18 protein-coding genes and 1 pseudogene are annotated in these 19163 nt (G+C 69.3%); 14 read left to right on the forward strand and 5 right to left on the reverse strand.

Features of this window, described 5'->3' with window-relative positions:
* The first annotated feature begins 161 nt into the window (after positions 1-161).
* The 5 genes from ACZ63F_RS01340 to ACZ63F_RS01360 are packed head-to-tail and all read left to right on the forward strand — an operon-like array spanning position 162 to position 4847.
* A complete protein-coding gene (locus ACZ63F_RS01340) occupies positions 162-1832 on the forward strand; it encodes an NAD-dependent malic enzyme (protein ID WP_469707595.1) in 1671 nt (556 codons plus the stop codon).
* Complete coding sequence (fumC, locus tag ACZ63F_RS01345; protein ID WP_469707596.1) at positions 1829-3298, forward strand: class II fumarate hydratase; 1470 nt, start codon at positions 1829-1831, stop codon at positions 3296-3298. Before ACZ63F_RS01340 ends, fumC begins: the two co-directional genes overlap by 4 nt.
* 26 nt (positions 3299-3324) lie before the next feature.
* Positions 3325-3600 (forward strand): carboxymuconolactone decarboxylase family protein, encoded by a 276-nt coding sequence (locus ACZ63F_RS01350; RefSeq protein ID WP_469707598.1) that lies wholly within the window; start codon positions 3325-3327, stop codon positions 3598-3600.
* A gap of 36 nt (positions 3601-3636) precedes the next feature.
* Entirely contained in the window at positions 3637-4617 is a 981-nt protein-coding gene (locus ACZ63F_RS01355) for an SMP-30/gluconolactonase/LRE family protein (RefSeq protein ID WP_469707600.1), read from the forward strand.
* Between the two features lie 11 nt (positions 4618-4628).
* Positions 4629-4847: a hypothetical protein gene (locus ACZ63F_RS01360; RefSeq protein WP_469707602.1), complete on the forward strand. Its 219-nt coding sequence runs from the start codon at positions 4629-4631 to the stop codon at positions 4845-4847.
* A gap of 85 nt (positions 4848-4932) precedes the next feature.
* Here the strand turns inward: ACZ63F_RS01360 and ACZ63F_RS01365 are convergent, their stop codons facing one another.
* The 4 genes and pseudogenes from ACZ63F_RS01365 to ACZ63F_RS01380 all read right to left on the reverse strand — a co-directional run bounded on the left by ACZ63F_RS01365 (position 4933) and on the right by ACZ63F_RS01380 (position 7656).
* On the reverse strand, positions 4933-5547 hold the full coding sequence (locus ACZ63F_RS01365) for a TetR/AcrR family transcriptional regulator (protein ID WP_469707604.1): 615 nt from the start codon (positions 5545-5547) through the stop codon (positions 4933-4935).
* A complete protein-coding gene (locus ACZ63F_RS01370) occupies positions 5547-6395 on the reverse strand; it encodes an oxidoreductase (RefSeq protein WP_469707605.1) in 849 nt (282 codons plus the stop codon). Before ACZ63F_RS01370 ends, ACZ63F_RS01365 begins: the two co-directional genes overlap by 1 nt.
* 120 nt (positions 6396-6515) lie before the next feature.
* Positions 6516-6680: pseudogene (locus tag ACZ63F_RS01375) on the reverse strand (NF041680 family putative transposase); the annotation flags it as partial.
* A 265-nt stretch (positions 6681-6945) separates the two neighbouring features.
* The gene (locus ACZ63F_RS01380) at positions 6946-7656 is read right to left on the reverse strand and encodes a GntR family transcriptional regulator (protein WP_469707607.1); all 711 of its coding nucleotides are present in this window, start codon (positions 7654-7656) and stop codon (positions 6946-6948) included.
* Positions 7657-7774: 118 nt separating this feature from the next.
* On the opposite strand from ACZ63F_RS01380, the gene ACZ63F_RS01385 reads away from it, so the two are divergent.
* The 7 genes from ACZ63F_RS01385 (at position 7775) to ACZ63F_RS01415 (ending at position 16417) form a co-directional block, all read left to right on the forward strand.
* On the forward strand, positions 7775-8611 hold the full coding sequence (locus tag ACZ63F_RS01385; protein WP_469709277.1) for a fumarylacetoacetate hydrolase family protein: 837 nt from the start codon (positions 7775-7777) through the stop codon (positions 8609-8611).
* Positions 8612-8626: 15 nt separating this feature from the next.
* Positions 8627-9553 (forward strand): VOC family protein, encoded by a 927-nt coding sequence (locus ACZ63F_RS01390; RefSeq protein ID WP_469707609.1) that lies wholly within the window; start codon positions 8627-8629, stop codon positions 9551-9553.
* Between the two features lie 265 nt (positions 9554-9818).
* A complete protein-coding gene (locus tag ACZ63F_RS01395; RefSeq protein WP_469707611.1) occupies positions 9819-11042 on the forward strand; it encodes an MFS transporter in 1224 nt (407 codons plus the stop codon).
* An 11-nt stretch (positions 11043-11053) separates the two neighbouring features.
* On the forward strand, positions 11054-12541 hold the full coding sequence (locus ACZ63F_RS01400) for a bifunctional 3-(3-hydroxy-phenyl)propionate/3-hydroxycinnamic acid hydroxylase (RefSeq protein WP_469707613.1): 1488 nt from the start codon (positions 11054-11056) through the stop codon (positions 12539-12541).
* 17 nt (positions 12542-12558) lie between these two features.
* Positions 12559-13380, forward strand: a complete 822-nt coding sequence (locus ACZ63F_RS01405) for an SMP-30/gluconolactonase/LRE family protein (RefSeq protein WP_469707614.1) — start codon at positions 12559-12561, stop codon at positions 13378-13380.
* Positions 13377-15458 carry an acetoacetate--CoA ligase gene (locus tag ACZ63F_RS01410; RefSeq protein ID WP_469707616.1) on the forward strand — a complete coding sequence of 694 codons (2082 nt, stop codon included), beginning with the start codon at positions 13377-13379 and terminating at the stop codon, positions 15456-15458. Before ACZ63F_RS01405 ends, ACZ63F_RS01410 begins: the two co-directional genes overlap by 4 nt.
* A complete protein-coding gene (locus tag ACZ63F_RS01415; RefSeq protein WP_469707618.1) occupies positions 15455-16417 on the forward strand; it encodes an amidohydrolase family protein in 963 nt (320 codons plus the stop codon). Before ACZ63F_RS01410 ends, ACZ63F_RS01415 begins: the two co-directional genes overlap by 4 nt.
* A 176-nt stretch (positions 16418-16593) precedes the next feature.
* Here ACZ63F_RS01415 and ACZ63F_RS01420 read toward each other — a convergent pair whose 3' ends face one another.
* Positions 16594-17286 (reverse strand): TetR/AcrR family transcriptional regulator, encoded by a 693-nt coding sequence (locus ACZ63F_RS01420; protein ID WP_469707620.1) that lies wholly within the window; start codon positions 17284-17286, stop codon positions 16594-16596.
* 135 nt (positions 17287-17421) lie between these two features.
* Here ACZ63F_RS01420 and ACZ63F_RS01425 point away from each other — a divergent pair, with 135 nt between their 5' ends.
* Together ACZ63F_RS01425 and ACZ63F_RS01430 are read left to right on the forward strand one after the other, a co-directional pair.
* The gene (locus ACZ63F_RS01425; RefSeq protein WP_469707622.1) at positions 17422-18036 is read left to right on the forward strand and encodes an NAD(P)-dependent oxidoreductase; all 615 of its coding nucleotides are present in this window, start codon (positions 17422-17424) and stop codon (positions 18034-18036) included.
* 230 nt (positions 18037-18266) lie between these two features.
* Positions 18267-19019 carry an SDR family NAD(P)-dependent oxidoreductase gene (locus ACZ63F_RS01430; RefSeq protein ID WP_469707624.1) on the forward strand — a complete coding sequence of 251 codons (753 nt, stop codon included), beginning with the start codon at positions 18267-18269 and terminating at the stop codon, positions 19017-19019.
* The last annotated feature ends 144 nt before the right edge of the window (positions 19020-19163 follow it).

Below are 19163 nucleotides of genomic sequence, written 5' to 3' on the forward strand. Positions count from 1 at the left end.
GTCCCGGCCGCGACGCAATCCCGGGTGACCCGGTGAACCGGCGCAATATCAACGAGCGGCGGGGGACAGGTGCCTCGCGTACGGAAGTGACGGGCCTGGGTGACGTTCCCCGGTCCAGGCCCGCGGGGCGGTATCTGCACGCGCCCCTAGGAAGGGCAATGATGACCAAGCACACCACGCGAACTGCGGCTACTCCAGGCGTCCTGACTGATCCACTCCGCAACCGGGGCGTGGGGTTCACGCAGGCGGAGCGGGACGAGCTGGGCCTGACCGGGCGCCTGCCGTCCGCGGTGCTGACGCTGGAGCAGCAGGCGCAGCGCGCATACCAGCAGCTGCAGGCTCAGGACGGTGACCTGGCCAAGAACGTGTATCTGGAGCAGCTGCACGACCGCAACGAGACTCTGTACTACAAGGTGCTCACCGATCACCTGGTGGAGTTGTTGCCGGTCGTGTACGACCCCACGGTGGGCGAGGCGATCGAGAAGTACTCCCATGAGTACCGCCGCCCGCGTGGCGTCTTCTTGTCCATCGACCGGCCCGAGGACATCGAGAGGGCCTTCGCCACGCTCCGACTCGGGCCCGAGGACGTGGACCTGATCGTGTGCAGCGACGCGGAGCAGATCCTGGGCATCGGCGACTGGGGCGTGGGTGGCATTCAGATCGCGGTCGGCAAGCTGGCGGTCTACTCCGCGGCAGCCGGCATCGACCCGGCCCGCGTCATCCCCGTGTCACTGGATGTGGGAACGGACCACGAGGCGCTGCTGAAGGACCCGCTGTACCTGGGCAACCGGCACCCCAGGGTCCGGGGCGCCGACTACGACGCGTTCATCGAGACGTACCTGCGGACGGTCTCGGCGATGTTCCCGTGTGCGCTGCTGCACTTCGAGGACTTCGGCCCCAGCAACGCCCGGCGGATCCTGGAGACCTACGGCGACTACCGGATCTTCAACGACGACATGCAGGGCACCGGTGCGATCACCCTGGCCGCAGTCCTGTCGGCCATCAAGGTCAGCGACGTGCCGATGCGAGAGCAGAAGGTGGTGGTCTTCGGCGCGGGCACCGCCGGGGTGGGCATCGCCGACCAGCTGCGCGATGCCATGGTCCGTGACGGTGCGAGCCGCCGGCAGGCCACGTCCCAGGTCTGGCTGGTCGACAAGCCGGGCCTGCTCACCCGCGACACAAGTGACTTGCGTGACTTCCAGCAGCCCTACGCGCGTGATCCGTCGGAGGTCGCCGACTGGAGGAAGGACGACGGCGGGATCTCCCTGCTGGAAACCGTCAAGCAGGTCGAGCCGACGATCCTGCTGGGCACCTCCACCGTGCACGGGGCGTTCACCCGCGAGGTCGTCGAGGCCATGGCCGAGAGCACCGAGCGTCCGGTCATCCTCCCACTGTCCAACCCGACGTCGCGCATCGAGGCCATGCCGGCCGACGTCATCGCCTGGTCGAAGGGCAAGGCCCTGGTCGCCACCGGAATCCCCGTCCCACCCGTCGAGCACGACGGGGTGACCTACGAGATCGCGCAGGCCAACAACGCGCTGCTGTATCCCGGTCTGGGCCTGGGCACGGTCGTTTCCGGCGCATCGAAGGTGACCGATGGGATGCTGCTCGCAGCTGCCCGGGCGGTGGCCGACCAGGTCGACGTCAGCGCACCGGGCGCCTCCCTGCTGCCCCCCGTGGAGAACCTGCGCAAGTCCTCCGCGATCACCGCAGCGGCGGTGGTCGAAGCGGCGGTCAGCGAGAACGTCGCCACCAGCGCGCCGGCAGATCCCGGCCAAGCCGTCCGCCAGGCCATGTGGGAGCCCGTCTACGGCAACGGAGGGACGGCATGACCGCGCGGCAGCCGGGTCCGGGCAAGGACGAGGACACCCCGGAGATTCTCGACGTGCCCATGGGGCTGGACGCGACCGGAACCCGGCGGGAGACGGACTCGATGGGCGCGATCGACGTACCGGGGGACCGGTACTGGGGTGCCCAGACACAGCGGTCCCTGATCCACTTCGCCATCGGGGACGACCGGATGCCCAAGGCGGTCTACCACGCCTACGGCTACGTCAAGAAGGCGGCCGCGATCCTCAACGGGCGGGCCGGGCGGCTGCCTGCTTGGAAGGCCGACCTGATCGAAAAGGTCGCTGACGAGGTCATCGCGGGCAAGCTCGACGACCACTTCCCGCTCTATGTGTGGCAGACCGGGTCCGGGACGCAGTCCAACATGAACACCAACGAGGTGATCAGCAACCGAGCGATCCAGCTGGTCGGCGGCGAGGTGGGCAGCAAGTCCCCGATCCACCCCAACGACCACGTCAACATGGGGCAATCCTCCAACGACACTTTCCCCACCGCCATGCACGTCGCCGCGGTCAAGGCGGTCCACGAGCACCTGCTGCCCAGCGTGCAGGCGCTTCAGCGGGCGATCGAGGTCAAGGCGGAGCAGTGGCGCGACGTGGTGAAGATCGGCCGCACCCATCTGGAGGATGCGGTCCCGCTCACCGTCGGACAGGAGTGGTCCGGCTACGCCCACCAACTGACACAAGCCGTCGACCGGACCACCGCCTCCGCCGAGGGCCTGTACGAGCTCGCCGCGGGCGGCACCGCGGTCGGCACCGGGCTGAACGCCCCACCCGGCTTCGGCGAGCAGATCGCCGGCGAGATCGCCGTCGCGACCGGCTACCCCTTCCGCACCGCGGAGAACAAGTTCGCCGCCCAGGGCGGCCTGGATGCCATGGCCGGCGCCTCCTCCGGCCTGCGTGCCCTCGCCGTGCCGCTGATGAAGATCGCCAACGACATCCGGTGGCTGGCCTCAGGGCCCCGCTGCGGCCTGGGCGAACTGATCCTTCCCGCCAACGAGCCGGGATCCTCGATCATGCCGGGCAAGGTCAATCCGACCCAGTGCGAGGCGATGGTCATGGTCTGTCTCCAGGTTCTCTCCGAGGACGCTGCCGCCGCCTCGCAAGGCAACTTCGAGCTCAACGCCATGCGCCCGGTCATCATCAACAACTTCCTGCACGCCGCCGCCATCCTCACCGACGCCTGCGCCAATCTGCGCCAGTACTGCATCGAGGGCGCCCAGCTCCACCGCGACCAGATCGACTCCTACGTCGACCGGTCCCTCATGCTGGTCACCGCCCTCTCCCCAGTCATCGGCTACGACAAGGCCTCGGCCATCGCGCACAAGGCCGACGAGGAGGGCATCACCCTGCGTGAGGCCGCACTGGACTCCGGCTCCGTCAGCGCCGAGGACTTCGACCGCATCGTCGACCCAGCCGCCATGGCCCGCCCACCTCATCGATCGCAGTAGGCAGCTTCGAGCACGAGAAGATCGGCGTGCGGCTCGGCGGGCTCGACTCGGCCAAGGCGGAGGCGCTGATAGCGGGCCTGCCGACCGCCTTCGGCGACCCGCGGCAGCAGGTCGTCTACGAGCTCTCTTCGGCGCTGGCCGCGGCGCGCGTGGTGCCCCAGGGGCTGTTCCGCCGCGCGCAGGAACTGCTCGGTGACGCCGGCCTCGTCGACGTCACGGTCCTCATGGGCTGGTTCACCGCCGTCTCGCTCACCCTGATGGCCTACGACGTTCCGTCCAACGCCGTCGGGCTCGACCAGTAACACCGTTGACACCCATCCGAATGTGAGGAGCCTGCCATGGCCATCGCACCGCTGCCCGAGGTCACCGTCACCCCGGTCGCCTACTTCCCCGAGAAGTACTTCCTCGAGAACCTGGCCGTGCGCGCCGACGGGTCGGTGCTGATCACCGCCGTGCTCCAGCAAGAGCTCTGGTACGTTCCCGGCCCCGCCCGCGCGCTCGCCGACCCGGTGCTCGTGCACGCCTTCGACCACCCGGTCACCGGCATCGTCGAGGTCGAGCCGGACGTGTTCGTCCTGAGCCTCACCGAGGGCTACACCACGCACGAGTCCCACCTGGTCCGGCTCGATCTCAAGGGCTGGGCTCCGGGCACCCCGGTAACTCCTGAGGCCATCTTCACCTTCGACGACCGAGTGCGAGCGCTGAACGGCAGCTGCCTGCTCGGGCCGGGCGTGCTGGCCGTCGCGGACTGCTTCGCCGGCCTGATCTGGCGGGTCGACCTGACAGAAGGGGCCCGCGGCGCGACCGCGCGGGTCTGGGCCGAGCACGACACCATGGCCCCGGACCCCGACAGCGAGGTGCCCTGGCCGCCGCAGCCCGGCGTCAACGGCGTGCGCTACGGCGCACAGACCGGCTACCTGTACTACACCTCCACCGCGCAGCGGGTCTTCATGCGCGTCCCGGTCGACCCGGCCACCCTCGACGCCTCCGGGCCGCCGGAGTTCGTCGCGGCCATCGACAACGGCGACGACTTCTGCGTCGACGAGGACGCCGGCTTCGCCTACGTCACTCGGCACCGCGCCAACACCCTCGACCGCGTGCCGCTGGTACCCCGCCACGGCAGCGAGGTGCGCCACCTGCTCGGCGAGCCGTTCGACCCGGTCATCGTCGGCCCGTCGAGTGCCTGCTGGGGACGCGAGCCCGGGGATGAGGGCCGCACGCTGTACGTGACCACGGACGGCGGCACGACCGCCCCGCCGCAGGGCGTCGTCCGCAACGCCGCCCTTCTCCGCGTCGAGCTCACCCACGGCATCCGGTAGCGGAGAAGCCCGTGAACCGGGACGGTGAAATCGTCACCACCGGCCAGGTATCGATCGAGACCTGCGTCGAGGCCGACGGCGCCGCCGCCCGTCACTTCTACGGCCGAGTACTGGGCCCGGTGGGTGACCGTCTGGTGTTCTTCGAGGTCCCAGTCCATCCGGTGATCGGTGCTGCGGCCCTCGGGCAGGCCTACGAACAGCATCTGGTCACCAGCACCCTCACCGCATAACGATGCGAAAGGGTGTCCACTTCACGGGGCAAGGATCGATCCGGACTTCATGGTTCCGCGCCTCACCGCGTCCATGGCGGATACCTCACGTGATCAGGCCGGCGCTGGTCAGCCAGATGTGTTCGCATGTCGCCGACGCCTCTTGGAGCTTCTCACGGGATTCCTGTGAAGCGTGGTAGAAGGTCCGCTCGATCATCCAGCACAGGGCGCGTGCCATCGCCGGGGCCTGGTCCGGTGCAGCGCCGGCCTGGATGCCGGCGCGTTCCAGGACGGCGGTGATGGCCGTGATGAACAGGTCAGCCGTGTGCTTCCACAGTTCACCGATCTCCGGCACGGTCAACGACAGGTCGATCGCCGTCCGTATGACCGGGCCGTGTTCGTTCCACAGCTCGACCGTGCGCTGCATGGCTGCTGCGATGGCCTGGCGTGGCTCGTCGGTCTGCGCGGTGGCCCGGGACCGTTCCCACAGGTGCTCGACGGTCCGGGCCACGAGTGCCGTGACCACTTCCTGCTTGGAGCCGAAGTAGAAGTACAGCGCCCCGCGTGTGATGCCGGCGCCCTGAGCGATGTCGCCGACGGTCATGGTGTCGTAGCCCTTGTGTGTCAGCAGGGCTTCACAGGTGTCGAGGATGGCCCGCTCCCGGACATCCCCCTTGCGCTCGGTGGCGCGACGTCTGCGCGCGGAAGGGTGGCCGGGCATCAGAGCTGAGCGCCCTCGGCGAAGTCGGTCGTACGCGAGAGTGTCTCCCACGCGCGGATGTCCTCGTCCACGGCCGTGCGCGCGGCGGTGACCAGCCGCAGCGCGTCCGAGCCCAGGACGAGGTGGGCCGGCGGCTGCTCGACCGTCGTGATGTGCACGACCGCTTCCCCCGCCTTGGCCGGATTGCCCAGCTGGTTCCCACTGGCCTTCTGCCGCGCTTCGCGGATGGGGATGAACAACTCGTCGTAGTCGTCGACGGTCCGCGCGGCACGTGTCATGGACCGTCCGGCCCAGTCGGTGCGGAAGGAGCCGGGCTCGATCGCCGTCACGTGGATTCCGAACTGCGCGACTTCCTTGCCCAGTGCCTCCAGGATTCCCTCCAGGGCGAACTTGCTGCCGCAGTAGGCGGACATGCCGGGCACGGCCATCAGCCCGCCCATGGAGGTGACGGCCATCAGGTGTCCGCGGCGACGGCGGCGCATGTGGGGCAGCGCCGCCTGCAGGGTGGCCACCGCCCCGAACACGTTCACCTCGAACTGCCGTCGCACCTCGGCCAGCGGGGTTTCCTCGAAGGTTCCCTCCAGGCCGTAGCCGGCGTTGGCGATGACGACGTCCAGAGGGCCGACGCTCCGCTCGACCTCCGCTACCGCGCTGGAGACGGCGTCACCGTCCGTCACGTCCAGGATGCGGCCGTGAGCGTGCCCGGGCCTGAGCTCTTCGAAGGCCCGCAGGTCCTTCTCGGAGCGGACACTGCCGATGACGGTGTGCCCGGCGGCCAGGGCGGCTTGGGCGAAAGCGCGCCCCAGGCCTGTGCTGACGCCGGTGATGAGCCAGTTCTGCTTCTCCATTGTTCCTCCAGAGAGGTCTCACGAGGAGCCGGGTCGCCCGCTTCGGCAAAAGTCTACACAGTGTCGATTTTTATCGTTACCGCGTCGATTCTGGGTGGGCAGTGGTCGCGCGGACGTTGCGAACCCCCCGCGGACACGGGCGGGAGTGAGGCAGCGAGGCTCGGCGGGCCGTTCCCATGGGCGACGGAGGTCCTCGGCGAGGGGCCGGGCGAGACGGAGCTGGGTGTTGGCGACTGTGAGCAGCCAAGTCCAGAGGTCGGCGGTGTCGGGGTTCCTGACCCTCGGGGCGCCAGCCCAGGCGGCAAGCCAGTCCAGGGGCTGGCCGGGCGTGAGGTGGGACAGGAGCTGCCGCAGGGCGGGGCCGGTGGCAGCGGTGGCGGTGTCCAGAGCGTCGCAATTCCATGATCACAAGCTGTGCCTGCCTTGCTGCCAGAGCTCCCCGCGCAGCCTGTCTGCGCGGACTCTTGGACGACACCGACTGACTGGGCGCGGTGAACGACCGCCGCCGAGACCACTGAGAGAGGCAGGCTTGCTGACCAGCGCGTTTCTCTCAACAACCAAATGGGGGGCCGGGGTCCTGCTTGCCTTTTTCCTCGTGCCGCCCGTAATCGTCGAGCAGTAGTTGCGTGGTGATGTTGATGTGCTGGCTGAGTGCCTCGACGACGCCCGGTACATCCCGGGCGATGGCGCGATCGCAGATCATCTTGTGTTCTGCCGCGACATCGCGGTGGCCGTGCTCGGCCGGTGTGCGGGCCCAGCAGCGGTAGACCTCAGCGGCATCGCGCAGCTGTGCGGCGATGTCCCGCAGCTGCCGGTTGGGACATCCCTCCAGCAGGACGCGGTGGAAGCGGGCGTGGGCGTTCAGCCAGCGTTCGCTGAGGGCTCCGTCATCGCTGAAGTACGGAGTGCGGGCGAGATGGTGGTGTGCCGCGAGCAGATCGGACTCCCACTCGATGGTGCCGGCGGCGACGGACTCCTGGACCACGTGGGTCTCGATGAACACGCGGGCCTCGGTCAGCTCCTGCAGGCGCTCGGGGGAGACGGTGACGACCCGGAACCCTTGCTGCGGCGCGAAGGTCGCCAGTCCTTGGCCGACCAGCCGGGGCAGCGCCTCCCGTAGTACCCCGCTGCTGGCGCCGTAGGTGTCCTTCAGGGCTTCCACGCGCAGACGTGAACCGGGCTCGTGCCGTCCGTTGAGGATGTCCGCGCGCAGCCGCCTGTAGATCTCCTCGGCGCGTGTCATGGAGCGGGGCGTCGTCATGTCGAAGATACTAGCCCCTCTGGGTATTTTGAAAAAATCTCGAGATTTCCTTGACGTGTCGACAGTGGGGGCGTTGACTCCAGGCATTCAGCGGCAAGAACAACGGAGGCAGCGCACCATGAGGACGACGACCCGATCCGGACGGATGTGTCTGGTGACCGGAGAGGCGGTGATCGACGTCGAGCAAGCCAGTGCTGGTCGGTTTTCGGCTGATCCGCTGGCAGTGTTCGAGGAGTGGGACGCATTCCGGTCGTGGGCTGCGAAGGTGGAGCCTGCAGGCGCCCACGGAGCGACTGGTCCGGAGGGCGGCGTTTCGCCGACGCCGCGGCAGGTGTTCGCGATCGGATTGAACTACCGCGACCACGCCGAAGAGGCGGGCCTGGCGGCGCCTGAGTCCCCGTCGGTCTTCACCAAGTTCGCCACGGCCCTCACCGGCCCGGACACGCAGCTGAGGCTGCCCAGCGGCCGCGTCGACTGGGAAGCCGAGCTCGTGGTGGTGATGGGGCGCCGCGCGGAGCACGTGGCCGCGGGCGACGCCTGGTCCTACGTGGCCGGGCTGACCGTGGGGCAGGACTACTCCGAGCGCGACGTGCAGTCCGTCGGCCCCGTCCCGCAGTTCTCCCTCGGCAAGTCCTTCCCCGGCTTCGCGCCGACCGGGCCGGTACTGGTAACGGCCGACGAGTTCGCGGATCCGGACGACCTGGCGATCGAATGCCTCGTCAACGGGGAGAGCGTCCAGAAGTCCCGCACCTCGTCGATGATCTTCCCGGTCGCGGAACTGATCGAAAGGCTGTCCGCGGTCTGCCCGTTGCTGCCGGGCGACCTGATCTTCACCGGTACGCCCGCAGGAGTCGGACACGCCCGCACCCCTCAGCGCTATCTGCGGCCAGGAGACGAGGTCGTCACCCGCATCGAGGGCATAGGTCAGCTCCGGCAGACCTGCGTCGCCGCCTGAGAGAAGGGCACCACCATGGCCTTGCACAGGCTGCAGTCACTCACCGTCGGCGTGCCGAACGTGGCCGAGGCTGCCGACTACTACGTCGACTTCGGACTCGAACAGGTGGCACCCGGACGGTTCGCCACCGTCGAAGGCGGTGAACAGTTCTTCCTCGAACATTCCCCCGTCCGGCGCCTGCTGGCGATGACGGTCGCCGCAGACGACGGCGACGACCTGGACCGGATCGCCGCGAACCTGGAACGGCTCGACCTGTCCTGCGAACGCGACGCCCACGCCCTGCGTACCACGGAACCCATCGCCGGTATCTCGGTGGATGTGCGCATCGCACCCCGGCTGACCCGGATCACCGTGCCGGCCACCCCGTACAACGGTCCCGGACGCCTGGACCGTGCCGGCACCCGAGCACCCGTCCTCTCCCGCACCGACCCGGTCCGGCCCCTGGCCCTGGGCCACGTCGTCATCGGTTCGGTGGAACAGGAGTCGACACAGCGGTTCTTCACCGAAGGACTCGGATTCAGGGTCAGCGATGTCGTGCCCGGCGCAGCCGCGTTCCTGCGCTGCTCCACCGACCACCACAACGTCCTGGTGCAGCAGGCGCCGCTCAACTTCCTGCACCACACCTCCTGGCAGGTGACGGATGTCGACGAGGTGGGCCGGGGCGCCACGCGCATGCTCACCGAGCACCCGGAACGCCATGTGTGGGGGCTCGGCCGCCATCACATCGGCTCGAACTTCTTCTGGTACCTCAAGGATCCGGCCGGCAACTTCAGCGAGTACTACGCCGACATGGACTGCATCGTCGACGACCAGCTGTGGACGCCACGATCCTTCGAAGGAATGCGGGCGCTCTACACCTGGGGGCCTCCGCCGCCGCCGTCGTTCCTAGCTCCCGATGACCTGGCCGCGCTGATGGCCGGCGCCCACGAGGCCACCAACTGAGAGTGCCCGGCATCGTAAGCCGCGACGAGGCGCGTCGCCCCGCCGGCATCACACGGATGAGGCCCGAGCCGCATTCCCGCGCCGACCCCGCCGTCGGCGAGCCGCACAGAGACACCTCCGCCCCTTTCCCGCAGCGCCGCGGTCAGCAGTCGCGACGGGTGAGACTGCTGAAACCGGAGCCGGAACATTGAGTACACCAGCCTTGGTCCGTCGGCGCGGCCGACCGTCCCCGGGCCCTTCGTCGCGGTCAGGCACCGCACTCGCCGTGGGCCTGGCGGTGATGACACTGGAGGGCTTCGACCTCGTCGCCTACGGCGCGACCACTCCGCTGTTGCTGGGCTACCGTCCCTGGCACCTCTCCGTCGCCTTCGTCGGCCTGCTCGGCAGCCTCACTCCGATCGGCATGCTCGTCGGCTCCCTGCTGGTCGGCCAGTTCACCGACCGGTTCGGCCGACGCCGTACGACCCTGATCAGTATCGCGGTGGTCAGTGCCGGGATGTTCGCCTGCGCCGTGGCACCCCTTCCCTCACTGTTCGGCGCCGGCCGACTCGTCGTCGGGCTCGGTGTCGGTGCGATCTACCCGGCGATGGGTCCACTGATCTTCGAACTGGCCCCGGACAGGCGAAAGAACCTCTATTCGGGCATCGTCCAGTGTGGGACCGCCGTCGGCGGTTCGTTCGCGGCCCTCGTCGCCAACACGCTGCTGAGCGGGCACAGTTTCCACCAGGAGTACCTGGTCGGCGGCATCGCCGGGCTGCTTCTGCTGCCCATGGCCTTCGTCTGGCTGCCCGAGTCCACGGAGTACCACCAGGCGGTCAGCGCGCCGGCCCCCGACCTCGGCAACCGTGGTGTCCGGCTGGTGCTCAGACCGCCCTACCGCGGCACGACCCTGATGTTCTGCGCCATGGCGGCCCTGTCGTTCTTGCTCATCTTCGGCATGAACACCTGGCTGCCGCGGCTGATGCAGACGGCGGACTATCCGCTGCGGGACTCAGGGACCTTCCTCGTACTGCTGAACCTCGGTGCCACCGTCGGCGGGCTCGCGATGGCGCTGCTGGCCGACCGTGCCGGATCGAGGGGCCCGATCACGGCCAGTTTCGCCCTCGGAGCCGCCGCGATCGTCGCCATGAGCGCCCCACTGCCGCTGCCGGTGCTCTACGGCATCGTGATAGCCGGCGGCTGCGGCGCGGTCGGCGTCCAGGGACTGATCAACGTGTACATCTCACGTTCCTACCCGGTGACCGCGAGAGCCAGCGCGGTGGGTGTCGCGCTCGGAGTGGGCCGCATCGGCGCCATCGCCGGCCCCACGTTCGGCGGCTGGATCCTCGCGGCCGGCCTGGAACCCCGCTGGAACTTCGTCCTCTTCGCCGTCCCCGCCGTCCTCGGCGCAGTCCTCGCCCTGGCTGTCGGCGGACGGACATCCCAGAACCAGGGCCGTCTCGCCCCCGCGCCGCGCGCCGAAGAGCCGGCGGCCGGACACACACAATGAAAGAGCGCATCATGGATACCTACGACGTCGCCGTCGTCGGCTGCGGCCCGGTCGGACTGGCTCTCGCACGACTGTTGGCCATGAAGGGGCTCCGGGTCGCCGCCATCGACCCCAACCGGCTCGTCTGCCAGCATCCGCGCGCCACGCATCTCGACGACGAGATCATGCGCCTTCTGCAGACCCTCGGCGCACAGGACATGGAACCCCGGTTCCTGCGCCAAGCCGCCTGGACACTGCACCGGGAGGACGGGCAGGCCTTCCTCCAGCAGACGCTGCCCGAGGAGGAATCCGACCAGGGCTGGCGCACCGACTACCAGTTCCACCAGCCCGACTTCGAGTCGCGGCTGCGGGGTCTGCTGGCGGCGGACGCGAACGCAGACCTCTGGTTCGGCTGGACGGCCACCGCGATCGAGCAGGACGACGAAGCGGTGCGGCTCACGCTGCGCGACCGGTCGACCGGAGCCGAAACCACCCTCACGGCCGGCTACGCCGTCGGCTCGGACGGCGCCAACTCCTTCGTCCGGCAGGCGATGAACGCCGAAGTCGAGGACCTCCACGGCACTCAGCGATCCCTCATCGTCGACATCCACCCCTTCGAACACCCCGCACAGCTCCCTGCGGACAGCGGATTCATCTGGTGCGAGGGGAAGCGGCCCGTGACCTACGTCCCGATCTTCCCGCCCATGCTCCGCTTCGAGTTCATGCTGCTCGACGAGGACGACGCGGCAGAGCTCGAACGGCCGCAGTCGGTGTACGACCTGCTGAGCCGCTGGCTGGAACCGGGCAGCTACCGCATCATGCGTACGGACACCTACGAATGGCACGCCCGGCTCGTGCACGGCTGGCGGTCCGACCGCCTGCTGCTCGCCGGCGACGCGGCGCACGAAATGCCTCCCATGCTCGGCCAGGGCATGTGCTCCGGACTGCGCGACGCCGCGAACCTGGCATGGAAACTCGCCGCCGTGGTCAGGGGCGAAAGTCCCCAAGCCCTGCTCGACACCTACGAAAGCGAGCGGGCTGCGCACGTGCGCCCTTACATCGAGGAATCCGCCCGGCAGTCCAACCTGATCGAAGCCCTCGGAACGGGCGCGTTCCCGGAGCTGAACGGAACGCAGACGATCGAGAGGTACCGGCCACTGCTGGGGCCAGGCGTGGTTGCCCGGCCCGGCGGAGCCATCGGGCAACTGAGCCCGCAGCCACGCGGCGCGAACGGGGAGAAGCTGGACGATGTGACCGGATACGGCTTCACCGTCGTGGGGAAGCCGGAGGTCACCTCCGCCGTGTCCGGGGACGTGCAGCAGCTGTGGCGCCAACTCGGTGTGGTGGCCGTCCCGGAGACGGGGCCGGCCATCGACCGCTGGCTGGCCGAACACGCGGCGGCAGCGGCGATCATCCGTCCGGACCGCTACACCCTCGCGCTCGTCACCGACACGGCGGAACTGGAACGGGCCACCCGCGACCTGGCGCGGACGGTATCGGTACAGGGGGTGGGCGCGTGAAGGAGTACGCGGCCGGAATGACGTGGGGGGAGGGCCCCCGCTGGCAGCGCGGTGCGCTGTGGCTGTCCGACACCCAGGGCGGAAAGCTCTGGACCGACCACGACGGCCCCTGGCGCGGCATCCCGCTGGATGCCGTCCCCAACGGCCTCTGGTTCCTGCCGGACGGGCGCCTTGTCGGGGCCATGATGCAGCAACGGCGTATCGGCGTGTGGACCGGTGAGCAGTTCGACACCTACGCGGACCTGAGCGCGGTGGCCACCGGTCCGCTCGGCGACATGGTCGGCGACCCGCACGGCAACCTTTACGTGGATGACGTCGGCTTCGCCGCGCACGCCGGTGAGCCACCCCGACCGGGTCGGCTGCTGCGCGTTGCCGCGGACGGAGCGGTACAGGTGGCCGCCGAAGACGTCGAGTTCCCCAACGGGCTGGCCTTCGCCGGCGACGGCCGCACCCTGGTGGTCGCCGAGACCACCCGGCAACGACTGACCGCCTTCACCGTCGCGGACGACGGTGCCCTCACGGACCGTCGCACCTACGCCGACCTCGCCCACCTGATCGGCGACGACGCCCGGCCGGACGGAATCTGGGCGACACGAGACGGAGTCTGGGTGGCCACCACGACCGGACACGCCGTCGCCCTGGTGCGGGAGAACGAGCTGGTCACCTCGATCGGCACCGGGACGCTGCTGCCGATCGCCTGCTGCGGCGACGGCGGGAACCGGCTCTTCGTCACCCTCGCCGACACCCATGGCCTCCCTCTGGGCGAGGCCATGGCCACAAAGGCGGTGCACACGACGGTCGCACTGCTCGACGTAGCGAAGGCGGGGGACACCTCATGAGCACGAAGCCACCGGACTGGACCCCGACGACACAGGCTGTCGAGAATGCCCGGATCACCGACTTCGCACGGTTCGCCGCACAGCACGCTGGACGTGACCTGAGCGGTGACCACCACACGCTGTGGGCGTGGTCGGTTGACGACGTGAACGGCTTCTGGGCCGCGGTGTGGGACTACTTCCGTCTGCCCGAGCGCCCAGCGGGACCCGCGCTGTCGACCGAGGCCATGCCGGGAAGCGTGTGGTTCCCCGGCAGCACGCTGAACTACACGGCCGAGGTGTTCCGCGACCGGACCGGCACCGACACCGCCGTCATCACGGTGACCGAGGACACCGGCCCGGTGGCCGTCACCTGGCACCAACTGCGCCGCCAGGTCGCCTCACTCGCGCAGTCACTCACCGGACTCGGCGTGCGCATGGGTGACCGGGTGGTGGGACACCTCCCCAACGGGGTGGAGGCCATCACCGCTTTCCTCGCCACGGCCAGCCTGGGCGCGACCTGGGCGGTGTGCGGGCAGGACTACACCGCGGCCGCGGCCGCAGCACGGTTCGCACAACTCCGGCCGACCGTGCTGATCGCCGCGACCGGCTTCGTCCACGGAGGGAAGCACACCGACCGCTGCCCCGACGTACAAGCCCTGCGCGACGCACTGCCGACCCTGGCGGCGACCGTCGTCGTAGGGGACGCGACACGGGTGCCCGACGCCCTTGGGTGGTCCGCGCTCACCGAACACGACGCCGACTTCGCACCCCGCCCCGTCCCGTTCGACCATCCGCTGTGGGTCGTGTTCTCCTCGGGCACGACCGGCCGGCCGAAGGGCATCGTGCACGGGCACGGCGGGGTCGTGCTCGAGCATCTCAAAAACCTGGGCCTGCAGCTTGACCTGCGCGCCGGGGACCGCCTGCTGTGGCACACCACGCCGAGCTGGATGATGTGGAACGTCCTGGTCGCTGGTCTGCTGCTGGGCGCCACAGCCGTGTGTTACGAGGGCAGCCCGACGTATCCCGACACCGATGCGCTCTGGCGGCTCGCGGCCGGCCTGGAGGTGAAGGTCCTGGGTACCAGCCCCGGCTACCTGGCGGCGTGCCGCAAGGCCGGCGTGCGGATCACCGACCACTGCCCGGCCTCGCTCGAGCGCCTGGGCGTCACCGGCTCGACGTTCCCCGGCGACCTGCAGCACTGGGTCGCCGGCGAACTCGGGCCCCGGGCACAGGTGGTGTGTACCAGCGGCGGCACCGACGTGGTCACCGCGTTCCTCGGTGCCACCCCCACCACTCCGGTCTGGGCCGGGGAGCTGTCCGCCCCCTGCCTGGGCGTGTCCGTGGAAGCCTTCGGCCCGGACGGGAAGCCGGTGCGGGGCGAGGTGGGGGAACTGGTGGTACTCCGGCCGATGCCGTCGATGCCGCTCTTCTTCTGGGACGATCCGGACGGCTCCCGCTACCGCAAGGCCTACTTCGACGTATACCCGGGGGTGTGGCGGCACGGGGACTGGATCACCATCACCGATCAGGGCTCGGTGATCATGCATGGCCGGTCCGACGCGACCCTGAACCGCCACGGCATCCGCATGGGCAGCAGCGACATATACGGCCCGGTGGAGGAGCTCGAGGAGATCGCGGAAGCTCTCGTCGTCGGGGTCGAGCAGGACGGCGGCGACTACTGGATGCCGTTGTTCGTCACCACCGCCGACGGCACCGACGTCGACGACGTGCTGCGCGAGAAGATCCGCAACGCCATACGCCACGGGGCCTCCGCCCGTCACGTACCCGACGAGATCATCCAAGCCCCCGGTATCCCGCACACCCGCACCGGCAAGAAGCTCGAAGTCCCCGTGAAACGTCTGCTGCGCGGGGACGCTCAGGACACCGTGGTCGACCCCGGCAGCGTCGACAGACCAGAACTCATCGACTGGTACGCACGGACCGGCGCCGCTCACCGAACCCGACGTGGCACGGCTCCCGGTTCCGCTCCGTCCCGATCAGCGGACGGCAGACCCTGGAACGCTGCCCCGGGCTGCCCGCCTACCGCCTCCGATCACCGCCCCACCAGCACAAGGCACGACGAAGGAGCCCTGCCATGACCTACATCGCGTTGGAAGAAGCTTTCATCATCCCGGAGATGTTCTCGCGCCAACCCCCGTCGCCCCAGAAGATCCAGGTCAGCGACCAGTACGTGAAGGACTGGGGACGACGCCTGGGTGACTTTGAGGAGCACCGTCTTCCCGACATGGACGCACACGGCATCGACATTCAGGTCCTGTCGCTGAGCGTCCCCGGCATCCAGGCCGACACCGACGCCGGCACCGCCGTCGACAACGCCCGGTTCGCCAACGACTTCCTCGCCCGGACCATCGCCCGCCATCCCACCCGCTTCAGGGGGTTCGCCGCTCTGCCTCTGCAGGACCCTGCCGCCGCCGTGACCGAACTCCAACGCTGCGTCGAGCAGCTCGGATTCAAAGGCGCCTTGGTCAACGACCACACGCAGGGCCGGTACCTGGACGATCCCGCATATGACGAGCTGTGGAGCGCGCTGGAAGAGCTCCGTGTGCCGTTGTACCTGCATCCCGGCTCGCTGCCCCGCGACGACTGGCACGTGATGCGCGGACGGCCCGAGATGTACGGGGCCAGCTGGAGCTGGCAGGCCGAAACGGGCGGCCACGCCATGCGGTTGATCTACGCCGGAGTGTTCGACCGGCACCCCGCCGCCACCTTGATCCTCGGGCACCTCGGCGAGTTCCTGCCGTTCCAACGCTCCCGCATCGACTCGCGCTACCGCTCGCTCCGGGTCGACGAGCCGCTCCAGCGGATGCCGTCGCAGTACTTCGGGAGCAACATCCTGATCACCACGAGCGGGGTACTGGCCCCGGAGGCCGTACAAGCCGCCGTGCTGACCATGGGGGCCGACGCGGTCATGTTCGCGGTCGACTACCCGTACGAGGTGACGGCCGACGCGGTGGCCTCGATCGAGAAGGCCGACCTTCCGTCCCAGGTGAAGGAGAAGATCGCCCATCTGAACGCCAGGCGTGTGCTGCGCATCTGACCGCAGCGCCTCGTCGGCAAGGTCGCCCGGCTCGGGCAGGGGGTCTGGTCCGGAGAGGACGGCGTGGCGGGCGGCCGTTCGACAGCCGTGGGATGTTCGCCGAACAGGAGCGCCCGCCCCCACCGGGAGAGGAGACGGACACGGGCATCGCACCCTCCCCGGCGCGTGATCGGCTGTCAGACGGAGTCCGGGGCCGGGCCCGGGTCGTCCCCGCGCTGGGGCAGGAGGGCCGCGATCTCGTCTGCCGGGCGGGCTGTGTGCAGGCTGAGCAGGTCGGCGATCAGGTCGTCCAGGGGTGGCCAGGGAATGTTCCCGTGGTCGTTGTAGAGGCTGACCAGACCGTGCAGTGCGGTCCAGAGCATGAGGCCGGCCTGCCACTGCTGCTCCGCCGAGGGCTGCCTGCGCTCTCCCTCGGCGGCGGCCGCCAGGGAGGTCACGACGGCCTCGAGCGGTTCGGCCCCGGCGCCGTGCGCTGATCCTGGGACAAGGTCGTCCGGCATCCGTCCGCCGAAGAGAGTGCGGTAATGGCCGGGCTGGTCGACTCCCCAGCGCACGTAGGCCGCGCACCGGGCGACGAGGTCGGCCAGTGGATCCGGGGCCGACTGCGCGGCCTGGTCCATCAGACGGGCCAGTTCCTCGTAGCGCAGCCGCAGCACGTGCTGGATCAAGGCGCTCAGGTCGGGGAAGTGGCTGTAGATGCTGGCAGGTGCCACCCCGACCTCACGCGCTACCTGCCGCAGCGTCAGCGTCTCCGGGTGATCAAGGGTGGACAGCAGCCTCGCCGCGGCGTCCACGAGCTGGGCCTTGAGGACCTGCCCCTGCCCCCGTGGATTGCGGCGACGGGGAGCGGAGCGCTCCTGAGACGACATCGTCGCCCCCTTCTGACCGGTGCGAACAGTTGAGCAACAGATGTTCACCGTACAGGCAGCTCACGCCTTGACATCACTAACCAACGGTTGTTTACTCACGTAGCCAACAGTTGTTCAGTTAAAGGGTGAGTGATCATGCGCATAGCCGTACTCGGAGCGTCAGGGCGGACCGGCAGCGCGCTCGTCGACACAGCGCTGGAACGGGGACACGAGGTCGTGGCCCTGGTCCGGGCGCCGGCCAAGGTCACCGTGCCTGCGTCGGGGCGGGTCGAGGTCCGGAAGGCGGATGTCACCGACCCGCAGAGCTTCCCCGACCTGACCGACGTCGACGTCGCCGTATCCGCCATCGGTATCGGCAAGGGCGACGGCCCGGGCGCACTGGTCGCCGGGGCCAGGGCGCTCGCGGCGGCGGACGTGCGCGCGACGGTATGGCTCGGCGCACTGGGCTCGGGCGTGTCGAGTCGATCGGGTGGGCTGATCTACGCGGGGGTGATGCGGATGTTCGTCGGCTCGGAACTGGCCGAGAAGGCCGAGGCCGACCAGATCGCCCTGGACGCCGGCGCCACGGTGTTCCACGCCCCGGACGTCACCGACGGCCCCCTCAGCCCTACCCGCCACATCGTGCCGCTGGCGGACCTGCGGCGTCCGCTGCTGCCGCCCCGAATCTCCCGGGCCACGCTGGCCTCCCTGTTGCTGGACGAGGCCGAGACGGGCCGACACGGTAACGGAATCGTCGTACCCCTGAGTTAGTCATCGGTCGACGCGGCAGCCCCCCTTGTCCGCAGGGCGGGAGCGAACCACCACCGGCGACCGCGACCGCGGTTGTGCGGGCAGCCGTGCCCGGCACCGACGCGTGACAGGGGGCTGCCGCTCCTCCCGCACGCCGAGGCCGACGGACACCGGCCGTCGCGGTACCCCGAACAAGGTCACCTGGCGAATCAGGCATCGCCTGGTGCGAGTAACTGCATCGGAAGGTCATCATGAGCAACTTCTCAGGAAAAATCGGACTGGTGACGGGTGCTGGAAGCGGGATCGGCCGCGCGACGGCGATCGAGCTGGCCCGGCAGGGCGCCACCGTCACCGTCACCGACATCAACGAGGCAACAGCCGTCGAGACCACCGAAATGATCAGGAAGGACGGGGGAGAGGCACTGGCACTCAGCGTCGACATCGCCGACGAGGACGCGGTGCGGACGGCCGTCGAACGCACGGTCGAGACGTACGGCGGCCTCGACTTCGCCGTGAACAACGCCGGCCTGGACTCGCACCACCGGCAGCTCGACCAGATGCCCCTGGAGGAGTTCGAGCGCGTGACCCACGTCAACCTGGGCGGGACCTTCCTCTGCATGAAGTACGAGCTGCCCGCCCTGCGCAGCCGCGGCGGCGGCGCGATCGTCAACGTCGCCTCCAACGGCGGCCTGTACGCGATCCCGACCGCCCCCGCCTACGTGGCAGCCAAGCACGGCGTCGTCGGGCTCACCAAGGTCGCCGCCGTGGACTACGCGCGGCACCACATCCGCGTCAACGCCGTCTGCCCCGGCCCGACCCGTACGCCGGGCTTCGAAAGGGTGGCGGCCGGCACCGACTTGATCGCGATGCAGGAGGCGATCACCCCACTCGGCCGGATGGCCACATCGGAAGAGGCCGCCGCAGCCGCGGTGTGGCTCTGCTCGGACGCCGCGTCCTACATCACCGGGATCGCGCTGTCGGTCGACGGCGGACGGCGGGCATAAGGGTCATCGCGGCCGAGGAGTACACGGCCGTCGAGGCTGACGCTTGTCGCAACATTCCTTGATCATCAGGGGTGTGTTGACGCCGAGGCCGGGTGCAGGCATCAGGCGCTGAGGGCGACAGCGATGCGTCCGCACTACTGCCGG

The sequence above is a fragment of the Streptomyces sp. NPDC104761 genome (assembly GCF_055583445.1).